The 25,091-nt window shown below is 60.6% G+C and carries 20 protein-coding genes; 18 read left to right on the top strand and 2 right to left on the bottom strand.

The genetic code is table 11. The features are described from left to right. Positions 1-16 precede the first annotated feature (16 nt). The gene (locus FGL86_RS03345; protein WP_147183270.1) at positions 17-1,123 is read right to left on the bottom strand and encodes an FAD-binding oxidoreductase; all 1,107 of its coding nucleotides are present in this window, start codon (positions 1,121-1,123) and stop codon (positions 17-19) included. A gap of 262 nt (positions 1,124-1,385) precedes the next feature. Here FGL86_RS03345 and FGL86_RS03340 point away from each other — a divergent pair, with 262 nt between their 5' ends. Beyond that, complete coding sequence (locus FGL86_RS03340) at positions 1,386-2,681, top strand: aromatic ring-hydroxylating oxygenase subunit alpha (RefSeq protein WP_147183269.1); 1,296 nt, start codon at positions 1,386-1,388, stop codon at positions 2,679-2,681. 241 nt (positions 2,682-2,922) lie between these two features. Beyond that, positions 2,923-4,974, top strand: coding sequence for an FAD-dependent oxidoreductase (locus tag FGL86_RS03335; protein WP_147183268.1), 2,052 nt, complete (start codon positions 2,923-2,925; stop codon positions 4,972-4,974). 9 nt (positions 4,975-4,983) lie between these two features. On the opposite strand, the gene gbdR is transcribed toward FGL86_RS03335, so the two are convergent. After that, complete coding sequence (gene gbdR / locus FGL86_RS03330; RefSeq protein WP_147183267.1) at positions 4,984-5,952, bottom strand: choline metabolism transcriptional regulator GbdR; 969 nt, start codon at positions 5,950-5,952, stop codon at positions 4,984-4,986. Between the two features lie 85 nt (positions 5,953-6,037). Here gbdR and FGL86_RS03325 point away from each other — a divergent pair, with 85 nt between their 5' ends. The 16 genes from FGL86_RS03325 (at position 6,038) to FGL86_RS03250 (ending at position 24,996) form a co-directional block, all read left to right on the top strand. Next, entirely contained in the window at positions 6,038-6,511 is a 474-nt protein-coding gene (locus FGL86_RS03325; protein ID WP_147183266.1) for a DUF4174 domain-containing protein, read from the top strand. Positions 6,512-6,544: 33 nt separating this feature from the next. Then, entirely contained in the window at positions 6,545-7,369 is an 825-nt protein-coding gene (locus tag FGL86_RS03320; RefSeq protein ID WP_147183265.1) for an OBAP family protein, read from the top strand. A gap of 6 nt (positions 7,370-7,375) precedes the next feature. Next, on the top strand, positions 7,376-8,377 hold the full coding sequence (locus FGL86_RS03315) for an MBL fold metallo-hydrolase (protein WP_147183264.1): 1,002 nt from the start codon (positions 7,376-7,378) through the stop codon (positions 8,375-8,377). After that, positions 8,374-8,982: a cyclodeaminase/cyclohydrolase family protein gene (locus tag FGL86_RS03310; RefSeq protein ID WP_147183263.1), complete on the top strand. Its 609-nt coding sequence runs from the start codon at positions 8,374-8,376 to the stop codon at positions 8,980-8,982. Before FGL86_RS03315 ends, FGL86_RS03310 begins: the two co-directional genes overlap by 4 nt. A gap of 878 nt (positions 8,983-9,860) precedes the next feature. Continuing rightward, positions 9,861-10,928, top strand: a complete 1,068-nt coding sequence (locus FGL86_RS03305) for a GlxA family transcriptional regulator (RefSeq protein WP_147183262.1) — start codon at positions 9,861-9,863, stop codon at positions 10,926-10,928. A gap of 143 nt (positions 10,929-11,071) precedes the next feature. Then, positions 11,072-11,437 carry a hypothetical protein gene (locus FGL86_RS03300; protein WP_147183261.1) on the top strand — a complete coding sequence of 122 codons (366 nt, stop codon included), beginning with the start codon at positions 11,072-11,074 and terminating at the stop codon, positions 11,435-11,437. 11 nt (positions 11,438-11,448) lie between these two features. Further along, positions 11,449-13,380 (top strand): pyrroloquinoline quinone-dependent dehydrogenase, encoded by a 1,932-nt coding sequence (locus FGL86_RS03295; RefSeq protein ID WP_147183260.1) that lies wholly within the window; start codon positions 11,449-11,451, stop codon positions 13,378-13,380. A 185-nt stretch (positions 13,381-13,565) separates the two neighbouring features. After that, positions 13,566-15,068, top strand: coding sequence for a Na+/H+ antiporter NhaC (gene nhaC / locus FGL86_RS03290; RefSeq protein ID WP_147183259.1), 1,503 nt, complete (start codon positions 13,566-13,568; stop codon positions 15,066-15,068). A gap of 161 nt (positions 15,069-15,229) precedes the next feature. Continuing rightward, positions 15,230-16,525: a serine hydroxymethyltransferase gene (gene glyA / locus FGL86_RS03285; protein WP_147186066.1), complete on the top strand. Its 1,296-nt coding sequence runs from the start codon at positions 15,230-15,232 to the stop codon at positions 16,523-16,525. A gap of 22 nt (positions 16,526-16,547) precedes the next feature. Beyond that, positions 16,548-17,798 (top strand): sarcosine oxidase subunit beta family protein, encoded by a 1,251-nt coding sequence (locus FGL86_RS03280; protein ID WP_147183258.1) that lies wholly within the window; start codon positions 16,548-16,550, stop codon positions 17,796-17,798. Positions 17,799-17,810: 12 nt separating this feature from the next. Then, entirely contained in the window at positions 17,811-18,236 is a 426-nt protein-coding gene (locus FGL86_RS03275) for a sarcosine oxidase subunit delta (protein WP_147183257.1), read from the top strand. After that, the gene (locus FGL86_RS03270) at positions 18,233-21,274 is read left to right on the top strand and encodes a sarcosine oxidase subunit alpha family protein (protein WP_147183256.1); all 3,042 of its coding nucleotides are present in this window, start codon (positions 18,233-18,235) and stop codon (positions 21,272-21,274) included. The genes FGL86_RS03275 and FGL86_RS03270 overlap by 4 nt, the downstream gene beginning before the upstream one ends. Further along, on the top strand, positions 21,267-21,917 hold the full coding sequence (locus FGL86_RS03265) for a sarcosine oxidase subunit gamma (RefSeq protein WP_147183255.1): 651 nt from the start codon (positions 21,267-21,269) through the stop codon (positions 21,915-21,917). Before FGL86_RS03270 ends, FGL86_RS03265 begins: the two co-directional genes overlap by 8 nt. Positions 21,918-22,102: 185 nt before the next feature. Beyond that, positions 22,103-22,447, top strand: a complete 345-nt coding sequence (locus tag FGL86_RS03260) for a cupin domain-containing protein (protein WP_147183254.1) — start codon at positions 22,103-22,105, stop codon at positions 22,445-22,447. A gap of 302 nt (positions 22,448-22,749) precedes the next feature. Next, positions 22,750-24,165 (top strand): IS4 family transposase, encoded by a 1,416-nt coding sequence (locus tag FGL86_RS03255; RefSeq protein ID WP_147183253.1) that lies wholly within the window; start codon positions 22,750-22,752, stop codon positions 24,163-24,165. 159 nt (positions 24,166-24,324) lie between these two features. Beyond that, positions 24,325-24,996 carry a hypothetical protein gene (locus tag FGL86_RS03250; protein ID WP_147183252.1) on the top strand — a complete coding sequence of 224 codons (672 nt, stop codon included), beginning with the start codon at positions 24,325-24,327 and terminating at the stop codon, positions 24,994-24,996. Positions 24,997-25,091: the final 95 nt, after the last annotated feature.

Genomic DNA, 25,091 nt, shown 5'->3' with positions numbered 1-25,091 from the left:
TTATGACGCTGGGCGTTTAAAAGTCCACCACCACCGGGCCGACGGGTCTGCTGCAGCAGGAAAGAATATAACCTTCGGCAATATCCTCCTCGGTGATGCCGCCGTTGTGATCCATTTCCACCCGGCCGGACTTCAGCCCCACCCGGCAGGTGCCGCAGATGCCCATGCCGCAGGCCTTGGGGATATGCAGGCCGAGCTTGGCGGCGGCGGCGTGTACCGTTTCCCCGGGCTGCACGTGAATACGCCTGTCCGACTGGGCGAACTCGACGCTGACCAACTGCGTCTGGTCGAGGGCTTCCTCCGCCGCCTCCGCCTGCTCGGCCAGCTCCCTGACGTCCTCGCGCACTTCCACCGGCGTGGCGGCGAAGGATTCCTCGTGATAGTGCGCCATGTCGAAATGGTTGGCGCGCAGGATGGCCTTGACCGCGTTCATGTAGGGCGCCGGGCCGCAGCAGAAAATTTCCCGCTCGAGGTAGTCCGGAGCCATCAGTTCGAGCATCGGCTGGGTCAGAAAGCCGCGATAGCCGGCCCAGGTCTCGCCGATATCGTCCTTGTTCTCGCACACCACGTGCAGCTTGAACTCGGGAATCCTCGAGAAGATATGCACCAGCTCCCGATGAAAGACCACATCCCGCGGCGCCCGGGCGCTGTGAACGAATTCCAGGTCCACATTGGCATTGGTGTCGAAAAGCCAGCGGGTCATCGACATCAGGGGCGTGATACCCACGCCGCCGGAAAGGAACAGCAGCTTGTCCGCCGCATGATCGATAATGTTGAAGTCGCCCACCGGACCATGCACCGGCAGTTCACTACCGGCTTTTATATTGTCGTGAAGCCAGTTGGACACCCAGCCGCCGGGCAGCCGCTTGACACTGATCGAGAAGCTGTAGGGCACCGACGGCGAGCTCGAGATGGTATAGGAGCGCATCACCGCCTGGCCTTCGAGCTCCAGCTCCAGGGTGACGAACTGCCCCGGCTTGAAGAAGAACATCACCGGCTGCTCCGCCATGAAGCAGAAAGTCTTCACATCCGCGGTTTCCTGGATCACCTTCACGCAGCGCACCAGGTGGCGTCCGTTGGTCCAGGTCTGGGTGGTCACGGGGTTGAGGAATTGCATCGTCATTTGTCGTCTCCGCCGCGCCAGCCGGGCGCTTTTCATGCATTGATGCCAGTTTGTGCGGCACGAGCTCGAGCAACTTGCCCAATTACGACATCGACGTATCTGGAATAACCGCCGGATAGCGTCAGCGCTACTGATGTCGTGGGTAGATCATGGCATGTCGCTTACAGATAGTTCGACGTTTTCCGGCTACTCCACACTCGGCGCAAAGGCTACGGCTTTCATACCCCAGCAATAACAAGATGCCTGTTCGAGGAGTCACGCCATGAACCTGATCCCTTCCTTTCCCGCCCATGATCAGCAAGCCGCTATCCGCCAGACCGCGGCAGCGCTGTTGAACGACCGTACCCCGGGATTTTCCCTGCCGCAGCCGCTTTATACCGACGAGCGGCTATACGCCCTGGACATGCAGGAAATCTTCGCCAAGGAGTGGCTGTTCGCCGGTCACGACTGCGAGATACCCGGCAAGGGCAACTTCATGACCCTGCAGGTCGCCAACAATCCGGTGGTGCTGGTGCGCGGCGACAAGGGCGTGATTCATGGTTTCCATAACGTCTGCCGTCACCGCGGCTCCCGGGTGTGCCTGGCGGAGAAGGGCAAGGTGGCCAAGCTGGTCTGCCCCTATCACCAGTGGACCTACGAACTGGACGGCCGCCTGCTGTTCGCCGGCAACGTCATGAACGACGATTTCGACATGGCCGCTTACGGCCTGAAGCCGATCCAGGTAAAGAGTGCCGGAGGATTCATTTTCATCAACCTGACGGAGCAGCCGGTCAACGATCCGCTGTTCGAGGCGTTCCTGACCGATCTCGAGACCTATCTGGCGCCTCACGGCATGGACAACGTCAAGGTGGCGGCGGAGTCGCATATCGTCGAAGAAGCCAACTGGAAGCTGGTGGTGGAGAACAACCGGGAGTGCTACCACTGCAACGGCTCTCACCCGGAACTGATGAATTCCCTGCTGGAGTTCGACAATACGGAAGACCCACGAGCCACGCCGGAGTACGCGGCGCAGGTCGCCGAGGCCACCGCCCGCTGGGACGCCCAGGGCGCTGCCTGGCAGCTCAAGTATTTTGGACGGCGGAATCGCCTGACCCGCACGCCGCTCAAGAAGGGTACCAATTCCATGACCCTGGACGGTCAGCCCGCCTGCAAGCGGCTGATGGGAAATCTGCGCGACCCGCGCATGGGGGCGCTGCGTATCCTGCACCTGCCCAATTCCTGGAACCACGTCATGGGCGACCATGCGGTGACCTTCCGCATTCTGCCTCTTGGCCCCCGGCAAACCCTGGTGACCAGCAAGTGGCTGGTGCACAAGGACGCGGTGGAAGGGGTGGACTACGACCCGGTGGAGATGCGCAAGGTATGGGATGCCACCAATCTCCAAGACCGACGCATCACCGAGGACAACCAGCGGGGCATCGACTCTCTGGCCTATCAGCCCGGACCTTATTCCCAGTCCTTCGAGTTCGGCGTGATCGACTTCGTCGACTGGTACAGCGAGCGGATGCTGAGCCATCTGGAGGAAGAGATGCCGGCGCTCAAGTTGGCCCAGGGCTAGCTCAAGAATGCCGTTGTCGTGACGCCGGTAGGCCGGCCCGAGTCGGAGGCGCTGTGAACCCCTCCCTGGGCGCTACTTTTGCTATCTGACCGCCATGGATGGCGGGAATACCGGAATAGCAGGGAGCTTTTTCCGGCCACGGCAAAAGACCTCCTTTCGGGCCGGCCTATCGGCTTCCTAGCGACGTATCGGTTCCAAACCGCAATAGTCCTGCCCTGACATTCTCGCCTGGAGATTTCCAATGAATGCTTCCCGCGATCCCCTCCTGCAGCCCTTCGCCCTGGGCAAGCTGCAGCTGAAGAACCGTATCGTCAGCGCCTCTCACGAGCCGTCCTATTCCGAGGACGGCATGCCCAAGGCACGCTATCGCCTCTACCATGAAGCCAAGGCCCGGGGCGGCATGGCCATGACCATGATCGGCGGCAGCGCCGTGGTGGCCCCGGACAGCCCGCCGGCCTTCGGCAATCTGCTGCTCTACAAGGACGAGATCGTCCCCTGGCTTTCGGAACTCGCCGACGGCGTGCATCAGCACGACTGCGCGGTGATGTGCCAGATTACCCACCTGGGCCGGCGCACCCGCTACAACACCGGGGACTGGCTCAGCGTGGTGGCCCCTTCCGCCGTAAGAGAGCCGGCCCATCGCGCCTTCCCCAAGGCCATGGAGGATCACGACTTCGACCGCATCGCCAAGGCCTATGCGGATGGCGCGGCGCGCTGTCAGGCCGCCGGTCTCGACGGTATCGAGATCAACGCCTACGGCCACATGTTCGACGGCTTCCTGTCGCCCTGGACCAACCGCCGGGAGGACGAATGGGGCGGCGATCTACAGGGGCGACTGCGCTTTCCGCTCATGATCCTCGACAGAATCCGCGCCGCGGTAGGGCCGGATTTCATCATCGGCCTGCGCCTGACGGTGGATGAACTGCTGCCCCACGGAATGCACAAGGAGGAAGGCCTGGAAATCTGCCGGCTGCTGCAGCAGAGCGGTACCCTGGACTTCTTCAGCGTGATTCGCGGTCATATCGACTCCGACGCGGGCCTCGCCGAGGTGATTCCCAACATGGGCGCGCCGGCCGCACCGCATCTCGCCTTTGCCGGGGAAGTGCGCCGGGCGACGCAGTTGCCGATCCTGCACGCTGCGCGCATCAACGACGTGGCCACCGCCCGCTATGCACTGCGGGAAGGCCTGCTGGACCTGGTGGGCATGGTGCGCGCCCACATGGCGGAGCCCAATATCACCAAGCTGATCGAGGCCGGGGAGGAGGAGCGCATCCGCCCCTGCGTGGGGGCCGGCTACTGCATCGACGGCATCTACGAGAACGGCGCCGCCTACTGCATCCATAACCCGGCCACCGGCCGCGAGCAGACCCTGCCCCAGGTGATCGCCCGGGATGTGGACGGACCCAAGCATGTCGTGGTGATCGGTGCCGGCCCGGCGGGACTCGAGGCGGCCCGGGCCAGCGCGGAGCGCGGTCACCGGGTCACGCTGCTGGAAGCCAACGACCAGGCCGGGGGCCAGATTCGCGTGGCGAGCCTGCTGGCGCGGCGCCGGGAAATGCTCGGCATCACCGAATGGCGGGTTAGCGAGTGCGAGCGGCTAGGCGTCGAGATGCGCTTCAACACCTACGCGGAAGCGGAGGACGTGCTGGCCCTGGGTCCGGACGTGGTGATCGTCGCTACCGGCGGTCTGCCTCAGGTGCATCCGGAGCTGGAAGCGGGGGAGGCCCTGGTGCAGTCCAGCTGGGACGCCCTGGCGGACCCGGTGCGGGCAGGGGAGCGGGTGCTGGTCTTTGACGATCACGGCGGCTACCCGGGACTTTCCGCCATGGAACATCTATCGAAGCAGGGCGCCAGGGTGCAGTTTGCAAGCCCGGAGCGCATGATCGGCATCGAGGTGGGCAGCACCAACTTCCCGGCCTTTCTCACCGCCCTGGACCGCGGTGGTGTCGAAGTGCGGCTCAATCGCACCCTGTCCCGGGTCGAGCGCGGCGAGAACGGGCTTCAAGTGACCTTGACCAGCCCTTACTGTCGTGATGTGCTGGAAACGTTGAACGTCGATCGGGTCATCGTCGAGCACGGCACCGCACCGCTGGATGAGCTCTACTTCGAGCTCAAGCCGCTATCGAGCAACCTGGGAGAGCTGGATATCGAGGCCTTCATCGCCATCGCGCCCCAGCGCAAGCGCACCAACCCCGAAGGGCGCTTCCAGCTGTTTCGCATCGGCGACGCGGTGTCCAGCCGCAATGCCCACGCGGCGGTATATGATGGCCTGCGTCTGGCGCTCGGGTTATGAGCGAGGGATTCAGGCGTTGACCATCAAGCGCCGCTCATTGCGCGGCGGGCGATGGAAAAACTCCCGATAGCACTTGGAAAAATGCGGGGTGGAAACGAAGCCGCAGGCGGAAGCCACCTCGATGACCGACAGGGACGTCTGCTGCAGCAGCTGCTGGGCACGAAACAGGCGCAGCTTCAAATAGTAGCGGGACGGCGCGCACTGCAGATGCTTGTGGAACAGCCGTTCGAGCTGGCGGCGGGAAAGCTGCACGTAGGCGGCCAGTTCGTTCAGGCTGAGCGGGTCTTCCAGGTTGGCTTCCATGATCGCCACGCAGTCCAGCAGCTTGGGCTGGGCGGTGCCCAGCAGATGCTTGAGGGGCACCCGCTGCTGATCCTCCTCGCTGCGTATGCGTTCGTAGATGCACATCTCGGAAATGCTCGCCGCCAGCTCCCGGCCATGATCCCGGCGAATCAGGTTGAGCATCATGTCCAGCGGCGCCGTGCCGCCGGCGGCGGTGAAGCGGTCGCGATCCACGGAGAACAGGTGGGAAGTCAGATTGACCTTGGGAAAGGCGGTCTGCATGGCCGCCATGCATCCCCAGTGAATACTGGTTTCGTAGCCATCCAGCAGGCCCGCTTCCGCCAATGCCCAGCTGCCGGTGCATACCGCCCCCAGCCGGCGCAGCTGCCGGGACTGGGCCTGCAGCCATTTGCGTTGTATTCGGCTGCCGCCGTAATTCGGTCCGATACCGCCGCAGACCATGATCCAGTCCAGGTCCAGGGCGGTATCGAGGGCGGCATCCGGGGTGATCCGCAGGCCATCGCTGGCCCGCAGGGGCGCGCCACCCTCGCTCAAGGTGTACCAGTTGTAAAGCTCGCGCCCGCTCAGCCGGTTGGCCATGCGCAGGGGCTCGATGGCGGAGGCCAGGGAAATCAGGGTGAAGTTGTCCAGCAGCAGACATCCCAGGGTCTTGGGTGCGGATTCGGCGAGGGTCATGGGGGTGAATCCTGTTATTGGATGAGTATCTGTTTTTCCCGCCAATGCCTATAGTGTAGTCATCTACCCAGGGAGTATGCCGATCATGTGGTTACGTCTTTGGTCCATTCTACTGCTGACGGGCGGCCTGATGGGAACCGGAATCGCTCAGGAGGGCGGCGTCAACCCCGCCGCCAATCCGCTGATCACCGATCAAGGCAAGTTTCGCCCCTTGATTCTCGTCACGCCGTCCGCGGAGAATGCGGATTATCAACGCATGCTTGCGGATATTCAGCGCCAGCGCGCCTCCCTGGAGGAGCGTCGGATGCTGCTCTATCGTATCGAGGACGACGAGGGCTGGCGGGAAGACAAGCCCATGACCGTCCCCGAGACCCGGGCACTGCTCGAGGCGCTGGAACTCGATGCCCAGGACCCCTTGCAGGTCGTGCTCGTGGGGCTGGACGGCGGCAAGAAGATGCAGCTGGAAGGCCATGTGGAACTGCAGGAGATCTTTCGCACCATCGACAATATGCCCATGCGCCGGGCGCAGATGAAACACCAGAACGAATCACCGCAATAGCGGCTCACCACCACAGCCAAAGGAGATTGGCGGATGTTCGAGAAAAGGAATTCAGCGGCAACGCTTCTGACAGGGGCATTGATCATCGGATTGGCCGGCTGTACCGGCGCGGGAATGCGCCAGTCCGGCGTCGACGTGCCGGGCCGAGCGGAAAGCGGCAAGACCCAGGCGCTCGAGGCCGGCGCCGCGATGATGCAGACCAACGAGCCCCTGGATCCGATGAACGTTTATCTGGTGGGTTTCCATCCCATGAAAAAGAACCCTTCTCATCAGATGGAGGCGCATCATTTCTGTACCCAGCTCAACGAGGATTTTGCCCAGTGCGCCCTGTTCGACGGCAATACCGCCAAGGCTCACCTCAACGGCATCGAATACATCATTTCCGAGCGGCTGTTCGAGCAGCTTCCCAATGTGGAGAAGCAGTACTGGCATCCGCACAACGGGGAGATTCTCTCCGGTCAGCTGGTTGCGCCGGGACTTCCCGATCAGGCGGATCACGAGCTGATGAAAAGCAAGATGAACAGCTACGGCAAGACCTGGCATACCTGGGACACCAACCCGGACCATGGCGGCGAGCCGTCGCTGCCCTTGGGTGAGCCTTCTCTGGCCTGGTCCTTCAACCGCTTCGGCCAGGCGCGCTCGGAGCTTATCGACGAACGTGACCGACGCATGGGCATCGATACGGACGAGCGGCGAAAGGCGCGCCAGGATCTGGTGCCCCTGGCCAACCCTCAGCGCGGGGTGGACGCCTTGCGCGGTCAGTTCTCCGGACCTACCGAGCCGATTCCCGGCGTAGTGGATAGCATGGTGGATAAAGGTGCCGACCAGCGCCGCGGCGCCACCACGTCGACGCCTTGAGGCCTGATGGAACTGCTTTTTCTTGGTACTTCCGCCGGCGTGCCCACCCGGTCGCGCAACGTCAGCGCCACGGCGATCAAGTCAGACAAGAGCCGGCGCTGGTGCCTGGTGGATTGTGGCGAAGGCACCCAGCATCGGCTGTTGCATGCCGCCTTGTCGCTTGGCCAACTGGACGCCATTCTGATCACTCACTTGCATGGCGATCACTGCTATGGTCTGCCGGGGCTGCTGGCCAGCGCGTCGATGACCGGGCGTCAGGCACCGCTTGCTCTGATCGGTCCCCGGCCGCTTGAAGCCTTCGTGAAAGCGATCCAGGCAGCCACCGGCCTGCATCTTGCCTACGAACTCCGCTTCCTGGCGATCGAGTCCCTAGCGATGCCTTTCGAAACCGCGGATTTCACTGTGGAAGCGGCGGCTCTCTCTCACAGCGTCCTCTCTTACGCCTATGGATTCAGCGAAAAAAATCTGCCGCCCAAGCTCGATACTCACCGCCTGGAGGCGCTGCACGTGCCGCGAGGGCCGGACTGGGGGCGCCTGCAACACGGCGAGGACGTGGTGCTGGAAGATGGTACCCGTATCACCAGCAGCGAGGTGCTGTTGCCGAAGCGGACACCCAGAAAGATCGTGATCGGCGGGGACAACGATACACCAGCGCTGCTCGAATCCCTGTGTCGCGACGCCCAGGTGCTCGTCCATGAAGCTACCTATACTCAAGCCGTGGTCGAGCGGCTCGGCACGGATAACCAGCACAGCACCGCAGCCCGGGTGGCAAGATTCGCCCAGCGCCTGGGGCTGCCCAATCTCGTGCTGAGCCATTTCAGCCCGCGCTATCAACTCCTTGAGGGAGCGATACCCGGCATCAGGGATATCGCCCAAGAGGCTGCCGCCCACTATCAGGGGCGACTATTTCTGGCGGAGGACCTTGCTCGCTATCGGCTCGCGCCCGGAGGCGAGTTGAGCCGGCTTGACGACATGCCATCCGCTGCTAACGGGAGTTCCCACCGATGAATCCTGTCAAATCCGTCTGGGACATGTCGCTCGAGACCTTTCGCGAGGTGACTCGAACCCGAGGCACGCCGGGCTGCGGCGCCGTGGCGGCGGTCACGGCGGATCTCGGACTGGCGTTGGTGCTCAAGGGGCTGGGGCTTAGCCAGGCGAAGGCGGAGAAAAAAGGCGATGAAACCGCTCCCCATCAGGCGTTGATCGAGCGCGGAGAAGCGTTGCTGGAAGCGCTGGTCGAGCATGCCCAGGAGGATGTCGAGGCCTTCGAGGCGTATATGGCGGCGAGCAAGCAGGTCGAGGAAGATACGAATCGCGATTTGCAGGCCGCCGTTTCGCGCATCAACCGCGTCCCCCTGGCGATTGCGGAAGTCTGCAACGATGCCTTGGCCTTGAGCATCAAGGCGCTGCCGCTGACGGTGGATTATCTGCAAAGCGATATCCGGGCCGGAGGACGATTGCTGCATGGGGGGTTGAGTGCGGTACTGCTGTCCGTGGATGCCAACCTGTCGAGTATCGAGGATCGCGAAGAACAAACCCGGCTGGCGAAATCGCGCCGAGGCTTTCAGCAGGAAGCAGATCGCCAATTAGCGAACCTTGAAGCAAGAGAATAAAATGCTTTTCAGCGTCAAATGTTTGCCTGAAAACGCCGGATGTCTTACAGCGTTGGCATGGCAAGCAGCACAAAAAGAAAATGTGCTTCTAAACAAAGTTGATAATGAAATAAAAAGATAAAGCGCTTAATGAAAGGGAGTTTGAAAACGCTGTTTTCAATGGGTAGCGCCGTCAGCTAAAAACACGAGACAAAAAAATATCCGTGGTGCCCTTGGGCAACCACGGATGCTACTTGAAAACCATTTCGCGTCTCGATCCTGTGAGACCCGGCCATTTCCCTGGCCCTGACGGTTTATTCCCTTAAACGCTTAACCTTGCCTGGTTAAATATGGCTTGTTCCTTCAAGCCATTGTCATTTCCATCGACGTGGGCGTCAGGTTTTTCAAGTAATAAATCTTTCCTTGATTAAACACTTGTCGCTACAGCCGGTACTAACTCGTTCTTGCAACCTGATTTATAAAAACGGTGAAGTAGAAGTCTACTACCTGCTGGCGTCAATCCACTTCCCTTGTGGTTAGATTCAAGGTAGCGAAGAAGCCTTGTTTCAACAAGGGCAGCAATGTAATGTTCCGTAAAAACGATAACATAGATCATAAGACAAGATGAATGCAGCTAGCCGAAGTTAGCGTTAACCCAGCGTGATTCTTTGATTTGTGGTTTATAACCAAATATTAAAAGTTGAACTATTAAATTTCTTTATGCTTTTTTGTGAAAGTAGTTTCATCTTTTTTTATAAAAAAGTGCCTGGCGCGCATCAAAAGAATGCGAAGTTCCGTCTTCGCCCGTAAGATCCCTCCCTAGTGAGCCGAGCCGACGAGGCGACGAGGCGAAAAAGTCCTCGTTCGCGCCGTGCCAACCGGAAACGTCTATCGTGTCGATGCCATCTTCTTTCAAAGCAAGCGTTCCTATCGATTCCGAGGCGGGAGGACATCCCCTGTCCATCGGCTTCGTGCTGCTGCCGCGCTTCACGCTGTTGCCCTTCGCGGCCTTCGTCGATTGCCTGCGACTGGCGGGAGACGAAGGCGACATGAGCCGCCAGCTGCGGTGTCGCTGGACCTTCATGACCGTGGACGGAGAAAGCGCGCTATCGAGCAGCGGCGCCGCCATCGCCCCTTGCGAGCCCTATCGCGATCCGTCGGCGTTCGACTACCTGGTGGTAATCGCCGGCGTGCTCAAGGATAGAGAAATGGTGGATAGCCGCACCATCGACTATCTCAAGCAAGCAGAACGCCTCGGGGTGCCGCTGGTGGGAATATGTACCGGCGTGTTCGCGCTGATTCAGGCAGGGCTCATGCAGGGCAAGCGCTGCTGTATCAGCTGGTATCACCACGCGGATCTGATACGACGCTTCCCGGCGAGCATTCCGGTGCCCGATCAGCTCTTCATCGATGACGGTGATCGGCTGACCTGCGCCGGCGGCATCGCTTCCGCGGATCTCGCCGCCTATCTGATCGAGCGTCATCTGGGCCGCGCCTGGGCCAAGAAAAGCCTGCACATCATGCTGATCGACGAAGCGCGCCAGGGCAATCACCCGCAGCCGCATCCGGTGGTGCTGGGGAAGGTCGACAACCGACAGGTACGCAAGGCGATTTCTCTTATCGAACAGCATCTGGGAGACACGATTCACGTTGACGAACTCGCCGAGCGGGTCGGCTGCTCCCGCCGCGCCCTGGAGCGCCATTTTCGCGACAGCCTCGGCGTCAGCCCGCAGAAGTTCGCCCGGGATCTGCGCCTGCGCTACGGCCTGTGGCTCCTCAACTTCACCAAGAAGAGCATCACCGAGGTGGGTGAACGCTGTGGCTTCGCCGACACTGCCCATTTTTCCCGCAACTTCAAGGACACCTTTGGCTATACGCCCTCGGAAATTCGCAAGGGCGAGGCGAACCTGCGTCAGGATCTGGTCGATCCGTTCTTCCTGCATATCGGCAAGCTTGGCGGGCAATAAGACTCGATCGCGGTTCGTTTCGGTTGGCCGCTACCGGCATGATTGACTAGAAAGAAAGAAGGCAAGTCTCATAAAGAGATAAGCGAGCATCCGTAAGGTACGCCGGGCTCATCGTTTTCATCTTGCAAGGAGGCAAGCGTTTCATGTCCCGATCCCTATCGTCCAGAACCGGCGCCATGATGATATTGCTGGCTGCCCTCGTCGGATTCGCCGTTGCCCTTTATGCCTATTTTGTCCCGCTCACTGGCGTGACCGGCTCACTCGGCGCGCTGATCGTCATTTTCGCCTGCGTCGCCCTGGCGATCCTGGCGCTCATGCTGATGGCGGTGAAAGGCCGCGGCGCTCGCAATGCCCTGCGCGTGCTTATCTTCATAGGACTCGTCGGCACCGGCGTCGCCGGGCTGCTGCTGCATCAGTGGTGGCTTGGTGTCGCCATGGCGGTCGGTCTCATCGGGCTGATCCTCGATATGATCCGCTCCACCCACGCCAGTCGCCCCGCCCATTCCTGAGGAGCCGCCCCATGCGAACATCCAAAGCCGCCGCGCTTTTGCTCTTTCTCCTGCCGGCTCCGTTGCTGGCGCAGGATAAGTCGCTTCCGCTGGTCCCCGAGAAGCCGACCTGGGACAGCTTCCACGGCCAGTTGAACGCCCAGAAATACAGCCCTCTCGATCAGATCACCGCGGAGAACGTCGGCGATCTGGAAAAGGTCTGGGAGGTGCATACCGGGGATGTGTCCGACGGTTCCGGCGATCTGCCGCCTACCGTCTGGTCCGCGACGCCGGTCTTCGCCAACGACACGCTCTATATCGGCACGCCGTTCTATCGCATTCTGGCGCTGGACCCGGCCACCGGCGAAGAGAAGTGGAGCTTCGATACCCAGTCCGCATTGGAGGCACTGACCCAGCCCGCCTTGAAGAATCGCGGTGTGGCCTACTGGGAAACGGATGATCCGAAAGAAGATGAGGCCTGTCAGAAGATCATCTACATGGGCACCATGGATGCGCGGCTCTTTGCCGTGGATGCGGATACCGGCGAGCCTTGCGCGGATTTCGCCGACAGCGGCGTGCTCGATGTCAATCAGTGGAACACTACCAACGACAAATGGCCCTTGTCGCTTCTGCAGCCCCCCGCTGTTGTCGGTGATCGGCTGATTCTGGGCTGGGCGGGCAAGGACTGGGCCTATGAGCAAGCGCCGCCGGGGACGGTTTTCGCTCTGAATGCCCGCACCGGTGAGCGTGAATGGTCCTTTGAGGCTCTGCCGGAGGAGCTGCGCGAGAAAAGCGGCACCGCCAACGTCTGGACCCACATGTCCGCGGACGAAGCGCTGAGGCTCGTCTACCTGCCGGTCTCGTCTCCCTCGCCGAACTTCTGGGGTGGCAACCGCACCGAAGAGGCGCCTCTGGCGACGTCGACCACCGCGCTTGATATTGAGACCGGTGAGGTGGTCTGGGCCCGTCAGTGGGTGCACCACGACCTCTGGGACTACGACACTCCTGCTGCCCCGACGCTGATGGATATCACCGTTGACGGCAAGGAAATACCCGCGCTGATCCAGGCGATGAAGCAGGGCTTCCTGTTCGTCGTCAATCGCGAGACCGGCGAGGATGTCTGGCCCATCGAGGAGCGACTGGTTCCCGGCGGCGACGGCTCCGTGGAGGGTGAGGTCTATGCCGAGACACAACCTTTCCCCACCAGGCCGGCGCCGCTGCTGGATCAGGCGGAGAAGCCGGAAGTCTGGTGGCTGGCGGACGCGGTGAGCTTCGGTGAGTGTTCGAAACTCTGGGATCAACTCTGGTACGAGGGCATGTATACCCCGCCTACCACCAAGGGCGAAGGGGTTCTGGCCTATCCGGACAGCGCCGGCGGCGTGCAGTGGGGTGGAGTGGCCTTCGACCCTGAAAGCCAGACGGCCATCGTGAATACCTCGCATATCGTGCAGTACGTGAAGCTCTATGACCGTGAAGCCTATGAGAAAGCGGATAGCGGATCAGGCAACAAGACCGGATTCTCGCCGCAGGAGGGCGCGCCCTACGGCATACGACTCAAGACGGCGCTGAACTGGCTGGGCATGCCCTGCTGGAAGCCGCCCTACGGCGAACTCGTCGCCTTGGATATGCAGACCGGCGAGGTGAAATGGCGTCGTCCGGTGGGGGCTTCACAGAAATATGGCTTCTTCATGCCGGAAAGCTGGGGCTCGCCCACCATCGGCGGCCCGGCGGTCACCGCTGGTGGCGTCATCTTCATTGGTTCAACCATGGATGCCAAGCTGCGCGCCTACTCCCTCGAAACCGGTGAGGAGCTTTGGGAAGATCAAGCCGAAGCGCCGGCGGTGGCGAACCCGGCGGTCTACGAATACGAAGGGCGGCAGTACGTGGCTTTCGTCGCCGGCGGCAATACGATCATGAAGGATCAGGTCGGCGATCAGGTCGCGGTGTACGCGCTGCCGGAATAACGGCGGAAGGGCAAAGTGTGAAACGGGGCGGGTCCGACATGGTCCGCCCCGTTTCATCGCGAGAGGCAAGGTTTTCCCGGCAATAAAGTTGGCGCAATTATTCAATTCTTGACGGTCGTCCTCGGCTATAACTGAGGGCAATTCTTGCTTCACCTCATGCGACAATTACAATCGAGGGAAACATCATGATTTCGACCTGCCGCAAGCCCAGCTTGCTTCTGGCGCTGTTACCCATTGTGCTGACGTTCCTGATATTGGGAACACAGCTATTTATCTTCGATACCTTCACCCCCCATGTGCCTCTGGTGATCGGCATCGCCATCACTGCGATACTGGGCCGCTATCTGAACTGTAGCTGGGAAGACATGCAGGAGGGCATGCTTCACGTGGTCAGCGTGGGCCTGCCGGCGGTGGGCATCCTGATCCTGGTGGGCATGATCACCGGGGTATGGATCGCCAGCGGTACCGTACCGACGCTGATCTATTACGGTTTGGACGTGCTGAGCCCGGAAGTATTCCTGGCGGCGGCGGCAATTCTGTGTTCCGTGGTTTCGGTATCCTTGGGCACCTCCTGGGGCACCTTGGGTACCGTGGGCCTGGCACTGATGGGGATCGGCGCCGGTTTCGGTATTCCCGTCTACTGGACCGCCGGTGCGGTGGTGTCCGGTGCGTTCTTCGGCGACAAGGTCTCGCCGCTTTCCGATACCACCAACCTGGCGCCGGCGGTGACCGGGGTGAACCTGTTCGATCATATCCGCAACCTGATGCCGACCACGCTTCCGGCCATGCTGATCGCCCTGGCGATCTATACCGTGGTGGGCTTTGGTCTGGTGGGAGACGAGGCGGCATCGTTTGCACGTATTACCGCCATCAATACCGGGCTGTCGGATAACTTCATGCTTTCCCTGTGGACGATACTGCCGGTGGTACTGGTCATCGGACTCGCGGTGATGCGCATGCCCGCCATACCGGTGCTCTTCACCGGCGTGGTGCTCGGCGGCCTGACGGCACTGCTGTTTCAGGACGCGCCGGTCAAGGATATCTTCACCTATGCCTTCTCCGGCTATGAGATCACTACCGGGGTCGATGAGATCGACGGTCTGTTGAATCGCGGCGGCATCCAGTCGATGACCTGGGTCATCACCCTGCTGCTGATCGCGCTTTCCTTCGGCGGTATCCTGGAGAGCACCGGCTGCATGCGGGCGATCATCGAGGCGGTGGTCAAGCGTGCGCGCAGCTTTGGCGCACTGCAAACCTCCGCCATCGGCAGCTCCATCGCCACCAACCTGGTCGCCGGCGACCCCTATCTGTCCATCGCTCTGACCGGACGCATGTTCGGGCCGGTCTATCGCGGCATGAAGTATTCCATGCTCAACCTATCCCGGGCCACGGAAGAGGGCGGCACCTTGGTCTCGCCGTTGATTCCCTGGAACGCCGGTGGCGCCGTGGTCGTCGCCTCTCTCGGGCTCGGCATCTATGATGGCAATCTTGAAAATCTCTTGTATATCCCGTTGGCCTTCGCCTGCTGGACGTCGCCCTTGATCGGTATCCTCTATGCCTGGACCGGCTGGTTCTCGCCAAAAGCCAGTGAGGCGGAACAGCAGCGCTGGAAGGAGCAGGGCGAGGAAATCATGGACGTGGCGCAGGTCCAGAACGAGATGCGCTCGAGAGTCTACCGCGTCAATTAGCGTCAAATAACCGCATTTGGATTACTGATTGGTACTAAACCCGCACTCTTACTAGCTTGTAGAGATGCCTCGCTGAATCAGTGCACGGCGATCATGAGAGTGCCATCGACCTCGAGTCGATCGACAACAAGGAGCAACCCATGAACAACACGCAATTTTCCATGAACACTTCGACACTTCGCGATTTCGATCCCCAGCTTGCCGATGCCATCAAGGATGAAGTGGCGCGCCAGGAAGCGCATATCGAGCTGATCGCTTCCGAGAACTATGCCAGTAAAGCGGTCATGGAAGCCCAGGGCACTCAGTTGACCAACAAGTACGCGGAAGGCTACCCGGGCAAGCGCTACTACGGCGGCTGCGAGTTTGTCGACGTCGCCGAGCAGTTGGCCATCGATCGTGCCTGCGATCTGTTCGGCGCGGACTACGCCAACGTGCAGCCGCACTCCGGCGCCCAGGCCAATGCCGCCGCCTTCATGGCGCTGGTCAAGCCCGGCGATACGATACTGGGCATGAGCCTGGCCCACGGCGGCCACCTGACTCACGGCGCGGCGCCGAACTTCTCCGGCAAGCACTACAACGCCGTGCAGTACGGCCTGAACCCGGACACCGGCGAGATCGACTACGAGGAAGTCGAGCGTCTGGCTCGTGAGCATCAGCCGAAGATGATCATCGCCGGCTTCTCCGCTTACGCTCGCGTGGTGGACTGGCGTCGTTTCCGCACCATCGCCGACGAAATTGGCGCCTGGCTGCTGGTGGACATGGCACACGTCGCCGGTCTGGTGGCCGCCGGTCTCTATCCGAGCCCGCTGCCCCATGCCCACGTGGTCACCACCACCACCCACAAGACCCTGCGCGGCCCTCGCGGCGGCCTGATCCTTTCCGCTCATGGCGACGAGGCGCTGTACAAGAAGCTCAACGGCGCGGTATTCCCGGGCCAGCAGGGCGGCCCCCTGATGCATGTGATCGCCGCCAAGGCGGTAGCCTTCAAGGAAGCCATGAGCCAGGACTTCGTGCGCTATCAGGAGCAGGTCATCACCAACGCCCGGGCCATGGCCAAGGTGTTCCTGGAACGCGGTTACGACGTGGTCTCGAAAGGCACCGATAACCACCTCTTCCTGGTATCGCTGATTCAGCAGGGCGTGACCGGCAAGGACGCGGACGCCGCCTTGGGACGCGCCCATATCACCGTGAACAAGAACACCGTGCCCAACGACCCGCAGAGCCCCTTTGTCACCTCCGGGCTACGCATCGGCACGCCGGCAGCCACCAGCCGCGGTTTCGACGAGAATGACTGCGAGCAGCTGGCCGGCTGGATCTGCGACATCCTCGATGTGCTGGCCAAGGGCGAGGATACTGGATCCGCGGAAGCGGAAGTGCGCGAGAAGGTCGCCGAGCTGTGCGGTCGTCATCCCGTCTATGCCGAGTCGGCTGGCGTTCGCCAGACCGCCAATGCCTAAGGCGAAACGCCAGGAGAGTTCCATGCAACGCTATTCAGGTTTCGGGTTGGTCAAGCACGCGCTCAGTCATCATGAGAACTGGCAGCGTCAGTGGCGCAACCCCACCCCCAAGAAACAGTACGACGTAGTCATCGTCGGCGGTGGCGGCCATGGCCTGGCCACCGCCTACTACCTGGCCAAGAACCACGGCATCACGAATGTCGCGGTGATCGAAAAGGGCTGGCTGGGCGGCGGCAACACTGCCCGTAACACGACGATCGTGCGCTCCAACTACCTGTGGGACGAAGCCGCACGGCTCTACAACCATTCCCTGGACCTATGGAAAGGGCTTTCCCAGGACATCAACTACAACGTGATGTTCTCCCAGCGTGGCGTCATGAACCTGGGCCACACCCTGCAGGACATGCGCGACATTCAGCGCCGTGTGCATGCCAACCGGCTGAACGGCATCGACAGCGAGGTGATCAACGCCGAGCAGATCAAGGAGATCGTGCCGATCATCGATACCTCCAAGCGCGCCCGCTATCCGATTCTGGGCGCCTCCTGGCAGAAGAGCGCCGGGGTTGCCCGCCACGATGCGGTGGCCTGGGGCTATGCCCGGGCGGCGGATTCCCTGGGCGTTGACCTCTTGCAGAACACCGAGGTCACCGGCTTCAAGATCCGCGACGGCCAGGTATATGGCGTTCACACCAATCGTGGCGATATCGAATCCAAGACGATTGGCTGCGTGGTGGCAGGCAACTCCGGGGTCGTGGCGAAGATGGCGGGCATCAAGCTGCCGCTGGAATCCCACCCGCTGCAGGCGCTGGTATCCGAGCCGCTCAAGCCGATTCTCGATACCGTGGTGATGTCCAACCACGTTCACGGTTACGTCAGTCAGTCGGACAAGGGCGATCTGGTGATCGGTGCCGGCATCGACGGCTATCTCGGCTACGGCCAGCGCGGCAGCTACTCCACCGTGGAGCACACCCTGCAGGCCATCGTCGAGATGTTCCCGATCTTCTCGCGGGTACGCATGAACCGCCAGTGGGGCGGCATCGTCGATACCTGCGCGGACGCCTGCCCGATTCTGTCCAAGACCAAGGTCAAGGGCCTGTTCTTCAACTGCGGTTGGGGCACCGGCGGTTTCAAGGCCACCCCAGGCTCCGGCCACGTGTTCGCCGCAAGCCTTGCCAAGGGCGAGATGCATCCTATCGCCGAACCGTTCTCTATCGATCGCTTCAATACGGGCGCATTGATCGACGAGCATGGCGCCGCCGGCGTGGCGCACTAAGGAGAAAACAACATGTTCTATATACATTGCCCTTACTGCGACGAGCATCGCGAAGAAGAAGAATTCCATCCCAAGGGTCAGGCACATATTGCCCGTCCGAAGGATCCGGAGAACTGCAGCGACGAAGAGTGGGGGGATTACCTGTTCTTCCGCGACAACCCGCGGGGCATCCACCACGAACTGTGGGTCCACTCGGTTGGCTGTCGCAAGTTCTTCAATATCACTCGCAACACCGCGTCCTACGAGATTCTCGAGACCTATCGCATCGGCGAGCAGCCCCGGGTGACCGCGCAAAGCCTGGCGGACAAGGAGAAGGAGTCCGGCGTTCAGGCCGCGGACGGCGGCTGGCAGACCGTGGGTGCGCGACCGGAAACCGAGGCGCTGAACAAGAACCAAGAGACCTCGAAGACAACCGACAAGAAGGAGGCATCGGTATGACTCAGTCCAATCGTCTGAACCAGGGCGGTCGTATCGATCGTTCCCGCTCTTTGAGCTTCACCTTCAACGGTCAGCGCTATCGCGGCTATGCCGGCGATACCCTGGCGGCAGCGCTGCTGGCCAACGGTGTCGACGTGGTCAACCGCAGCTTCAAGTACTCCCGGCCCCGGGGCATCGTCGCCGCCGGCGCGGAAGAGCCCAACGCGGTGGTTCAGCTGGGCAAGACGGAAGCCGCTCAGGTGCCCAACGTGCGCGCCACCCAGCAGGCGCTCTACGATGGCCTGACCGCCCGTTCCACCAACGGCTGGCCCAACGTCCAGCGGGACATGATGAGCCTGGTCGGCAAGCTCGGCGGTGGCTTCATGCCACCGGGCTTCTACTACAAGACCTTCATGGCCCCGGCTTCCATGTGGATGACCTACGAGAAGGTCATCCGCAAGGGCGCCGGCCTGGGTCGCGTGCCCAGCGAAAACGATCCGGATATCTACGATCACCTCAATCAGCACTGCGACGTGCTGGTGATCGGCGCCGGCCCGGCGGGGCTGGCGGCGGCGCTCTCCGCAGCGACAAGCGGCGCTCGGGTGATTCTGTGCGACGAGCAGGAAGAGATGGGCGGCTCGCTGCTGGATAGCCGCGAGACTCTGGACGGCGCCCCGGCGGATCAGTGGGTGAAGACTACCCTCGAGACCCTGGCGGGCATGGATAACGTGACGCTTCTGCCGCGCACCACCGCCAATGGCTATCACGATCACAACTTCGTGACCCTGCACGAGCGGCGTACCGAGCATCTGGCGGATACGGCGCCCAAGGTCAAGAGCGTGCGTCAGGTGCGCTCGCGGCTGCATCGGGTGCGGGCGGATCAGGTGGTGCTGGCCACCGGCGCCCACGAGCGACCGCTGGTTTACGCCAACAACGACGTTCCCGGCAATCTGCTGGCCGGCGCGGTGTCCAACTACATTCACCGTTACGCGGTGGTGCCGGGCAACAAGCTGGTGCTTTCCACCAATAACGACCACGCCTACCGCGCGGCGCTGGACTGGGCGGAAGCCGGTCGTGAAGTGGTGGCCATCGTCGACGCCCGGACCAATCCGGAAGGCGATCTGGTCAAGGAAGCCAAGTCCAAGAACATTCGCGTGATCACCGGTTCCGCGGTAATCGAGGCCAAGGGAGCCAACCGTGTTTCCGGCGCCCGAGTGGCGAAGATCGATCTCGAGCGTTTCGCGGTCAGCGGACAGGTGGAAGAGCTCGCTTGCGATACCATCGCCAGCTCCGGCGGTTACAGCCCGGTGGTGCACCTGGCGTCCCACACCGGTTCCCGCCCTACCTGGAGTGACGACCTGCTGGGCTTCGTGCCCGGTGAGGTGAAGGAAATGCATCCGGTGGGCGGTGCTCACGGTGTCTACGCGCTTGGGGACGTGCTCGCCGATGGCGCCCGGTTCGGCCTGGAAGCGGCCAAGGCCAGCGGTATCGAGACGACCAAGAGCGCGGAACTGCCCAGGACGGAAGCGCGGCAGGACGCACCGACTCGCGCGCTCTATCAGGTACCTCATGAGAAGCCGACGCTGCGCGCACCCAAGCAGTTCGTGGATCTGCAGAACGATGTCACCGCCTCGGGTATCGAGGTGGCGACTCGCGAGGGCTTCGAGTCCATCGAACATGTCAAGCGCTATACCGCGCTGGGCTTTGGTACCGACCAGGGCAAGCTCGGCAATATCAACGGCATGGCCATCGCCGCGCGGATGCTGAAACGCTCGATTCCGGAAGTGGGCACCACGGTGTTTCGTCCCAACTATACGCCGGTGACCTTCGGCGTTATCGCCGGTCGTCACGCCAGGGAGCTGTTCGATCCGGAGCGCTATACCGCGATGCATCAGTGGCACGTGGAAAACGGCGCCGAGTTCGAGGATGTCGGCCAGTGGAAGCGTCCCTGGTATTTTCCGCGCAAGGTCAACGGCAAGCTGGAAACCATGGATGAGGCGGTAGCCCGGGAGAGCCTGGCGGTGCGCACCACGGTGGGCATTCTCGATGCCACGACCCTGGGCAAGATCGACATCCAAGGGCCGGACGCCCGGGAATTCCTGGGCCGCGTCTACACCAACAAGTGGGCCAAGCTGGCGCCGGGACGAGTGCGCTACGGCCTGATGTGCAAGGACGACGGCATGCTGATGGACGACGGTACCACCAGCTGCCTGGGCGAGAATCACTTCCTGATGACCACTACCACCGGCGGCGCCGCCGGGGTCATGGAATGGCTCGAGCTGTGGCATCAGACCGAGTGGCCGGAGCTGCAGGTGTACTTCACCTCCGTCACCGATCACTGGGCGACCATGACCGTGACCGGTCCGGATGCGCGGAAGCTGTTGTCGGAAGTCACCGATATCGATCTCGACAAGGAACAGTTCAAGTTCATGGACTGGCGAAACGGCAAGGTCGCCGACGTGCCGGCTCGGGTATTCCGCATCTCCTTCACCGGGGAACTGGCCTACGAGATCAACGTTCAGGCCAACTACGCCCTGCACGTCTGGAAGACCCTGTTCGAGCACGGTCAGAAGTATGATCTGACGCCTTACGGCACCGAGACCATGCACGTGCTGCGGGCTGAGAAAGGGCTGATCATCGCCGGTCAGGATACGGATGGCTCCGTGACTCCGGAGGATCTGGGCATGTTCTGGGCCATCGGCTACGACAAGCCGTACTCCTGGATCGGCAAGCGCGCCCTGACTCGACCGGATACCGCCCGCAAGGACCGCAAGCAACTGGTGGGCTTGAAGCCCACGGATCCCAAGGTGGTGCTGGAAGAGGGCGCTCAGATCGTCTTCGACAAGGATCAGGCCATTCCCATGGACATGCAGGGCCATGTGACCTCGAGCTACTACAGCCCGAACCTGAAACACGGCTTCGCCCTGGCGGTAGTCAAGGGCGGGCAGGAACGCATGGGCCAGAAAGTCTATCTGCCGATGTCCGGTGGCGTGACCCACGAGGCCGAGATCGTCAGTACCGTATTCATCGATCCCAAGGGAGAGCGTCAGAATGTCTGATATCACTTACGGCAATGTCGCGACCTTCGACACCCGCCCGGACAAGTCGATTCCCATGGAGTCGCCCCTGTCCGTGGCCTATCACAAGGGTAGCGTCCCCAAGCCGAGCCAGAATAGCCGGGTCCAGCTCGAGGAAAAGCCTTTCCTGGGCCAGCTGATTCTGCGCGGCGGCGCCATCGTGCTCGACGAGGCGGTGCGCGAGGTGCTTGGCATCAATCTACCCGGTCGGCCCCTGGGGCTGGTGCACGATGAAAGCGGCGAGCGTTCCGTGCAATGGATGTCGCCGGATGAATGGCTGGTCGTGGTGCCTGGCGGCGAAGAGTTTGATTTGGAAAATCGCCTGAGAGAAAGGCTGGGGGACGCCCACTTCGCCATCGTCAACGTCAGCGGCGCCCAGACCCTCATCGAGCTGACCGGCGACAAGGCCCGGGAAGTGCTGATGAAGTCCGTGCCTTACGATGTCCATCCAAGCAACTTCCCGGTGGGCAAGGCGGTCAGCGTGGTGTTTGCCAAGTCCAGCGCCATTCTGCGTCGTCCCAGCGAGGAGCGCTACGAGCTGGTGCTGCGTAGAAGCTTCGCCGACTACTGCTACCGCTGGCTGCTGGATGCCGGCGAAGAGTATGGGATCGGTGTCAAGCGCTGAGGCCTGAAGCGCCGAATTTAAAAAATGAACCAAGACCGGGGTGAAATGCCCCGGTCTTTGTGAAGAGTTCTGCTGAAATCAGTTTCAAGTACCACCTTGGGCTGTGCTATAGCCCAACGTATTCCAGCAGGGAAGTGGCGGTACGGTGAAGTAATTCCCTGCTATCACTCTCGAAAGGAAAAGCAATGTCTATCAAGGTCAAGGCCCTGCGTGATGCACAGCCGGAAGTGTTACTGGATGCTACGCCGTGGGAAAAGCTTTCTGGCGACCCCCATACCGTTAATCTCAACGCTTACACTTCAGAAGATGGCAGTAAGATCATGGGTACCTGGATCTGTACTCCGGGCAAGTGGGCGGTGGATTACAATAAGTGGGAATATTGTGACTTCCGTGAAGGCTACTGCATCCTTACTCCGGATGGGGGCGAGCCGATTCATCTCAAGGCTGGAGATATCTTCGTGGTCGAGCCCGGCTTCAAAGGCACTTGGGAAGTCGTGGAAACGGTACGCAAATACTTTGTTTTTGCCTGAATAACCGTTTCGCTTGAATGATACCTATAGGTTGGCGCGCACTGCACAAGCTAGCGTTGGCCTGCTGGATTGGATGCTGACAACGGGTATAAAATCGGCATAACCTATTGATATTAAAAGGGAAAAAGCAGCCTAAGGATAACTAGGCTGCTTTTTTATTAAAAGAATTAACAAAAGGATGGTATCCGGCCGGTGAACCTTTCAATTACCCACAAGCCACCGAGCATATGAGTTTTCGCTTGATAAAGTGGGGCCCGGTGTGCTTGGTTGTCCAGCACCTTCAGTGATATGGGAGGACGGGTATGGGACAGCGTTGGGTGGATGAAGAAACCACTGGCTGTGATTTAGGTGACGCACGATTGAACCGAAGGTTAGGAACGATCCTGGAAGCTATCGGGGAGCGACCGGGCAAATCCCTACCTACAGCATTTCAGGATTGGACGAATACAAAGGCCGCCTACCGCTTCTTCGCCAATGAAAATGTCAGCGAGGACAAGATTCTGGAGGGGCATTTCGCCGCCTCGGCTTTGCGAATTCAGGCTACCGATGGCCCCATCTTGATCTTGCACGATACAACGGAGTTTTCCTTCAAGCGCTCGTCACCTGAGAAAATCGGCTTCACCAAGATATCAACCGGCCGCAAGATGAAGGAAGGGCGGCACCGACAACATACTGTCTGTGGACTTTTGATGCATGCCAGCCTGGCGATCACACCGGAAGGGCTGCCATTGGGCCTGACGGCCGCTAAATTCTGGTCGCGGAACAAATTCAAGGGAACCACTGCCCTCAAGCGTAAGGTCAACCCTACTCGGGTGCCGATCGATCAGAAGGAAAGTATGCGCTGGCTCGACAATTTACGTTGTTCTACTGAGCTGGCAGGGTCACCTGAACGTTGCGTGCATATCGGTGACCGGGAGAGCGACATCTTCGAACTCTTTTGCCTGGCACAGGATCTTGGCACTTACTTTCTGGTTCGAAGCTGCGTCGACCGCCTTGCTGAGGATGGCGGAACGACCCTTTCCCAAGTAATGGCGGAGACTCATGCCAGCGGAAGGCACAATATTCGGTTTCGCGACGATCGCGGCCAAGACCAACAGGCTGTATTGTCAGTCAAGCATGCAACGATGACCGTCTGCCCACCCATTGGAAAGCAGAAAAATCATAAAAGTCAAAATCTTAATGTCATTTTTGCAGAAGAGGTCAATCATCCCGAAGACCGGCCCCCCATCTTTTGGAAACTGATCACAAACCTCCCCGTCACCACTCACGCCGAGGCGGTGCAAAAGCTTGACTGGTATTCACGGCGCTGGAACATCGAGACATTCTTCAAGACCTTGAAAACTGGCTGCCGGATTGAGGATATACACCTCACCACAGCTGATCGACTCGCCAACTGCATTGCGCTCTGCTGCATCGTGTCCTGGAGAATATCCTGGCTGACCATTCTCCGACGCCAGTTCCCGACAGCCTCACCGGCAGCGGTTTTGACTAATACTGAAAGAACTCTTCTCGACCAATCAATGCCGTCAAACAGACAGAGCGCGCCACACGATATGGCCTTCTACATGACTGCCGTCGCTCGTCTCGGTGGCTACTTGGACCGCTCAAGCGATCCCCCGCCAGGAACCACCGTCCTCTGGCGGGGCTTCACACGGTTAGCTGACCTCGTCGAAGGATTCCACGCTGCGGATCCAAGCACATCAGCAACTTGTGGGTAATTGAAGGATGCCCGAACGCTTACAAAGGATGAGCCAAATCACAGGGATCACAAACTAAGCGTTAAATAATGCTTCTTATTGTTTTCTTATTAAGGCTTGCAGAAACATTGTTTTTAATAAAAAATACACAAAGTAACAATACTTGCTGCAGGCCGACTCATGAAATCCCTTATCCATCTCTCGATAGCCCTCACGCTGGCGGTACTTATTGGCGGCTGCGCTTCCTCCGGCGGCGATCCCGTTCCGTCTGCTTACAATCCCCACCACAGTTACGATCTGCCGCAGACCGAGGGGTTTTATCTCGACAAGCAGCCGGAGGAGGAAAGATTTGCCTATCAGGGATTGATGACCAACATGCTTGCCACCGCCAGTACCGCGCTGCTGCTGAGCAGTAATGCCGGGCTTGGCTATTCCTTGGGCAAGTCTTTTGGTATAGGTCTGGCCGCCACCATGCTGGAGCCGCTTCAGAACGATGAGCCAAAAGGCGCTTCCGAGGTTGCCCCTGCGTTGCAGCCGATGACCATGACTCCGCAACAAATGCAGGCTTATCTGCAGGCCTCCTTGCAGCAAGCGAGCCTTCAGGCGCTAGCGAGCATGGGTGTGCCTCAGGCGACCATCAAGCAAGGAATGCAGTACAAGGCATTCTACGATCAGGCAAGCCAGAGCAAGCTGGTGGCGAGTCAGCAGGACGGCTGCATCAAGATGATCAACGACAAGGGGGAGGGCGCCTGTGTGCTATCGCTTCAATTCCAGCCGCCGGTGCAGCCTTTGAATCCGCAAAATCCGATGTTCGCGAATACTCGCCTGCCGCCAGGGTATTTCGGGCTTTGATCGAATCGGATACCGGTGATCGTGCAATCCACAGCGCCGATGGTCGGGGCTAGAGCCTGGAAAATTAAGCCGACAGCGTGCTTGAGTTGCCCGCC

The sequence above is a fragment of the Pistricoccus aurantiacus genome (genome assembly GCF_007954585.1).
GTDB classification, from domain to species: domain Bacteria; phylum Pseudomonadota; class Gammaproteobacteria; order Pseudomonadales; family Halomonadaceae; genus Pistricoccus; species Pistricoccus aurantiacus.
The sequence above is the reverse complement of the archived record's forward strand: the minus strand, read 5'-3'. Positions and strand labels throughout refer to the sequence as shown.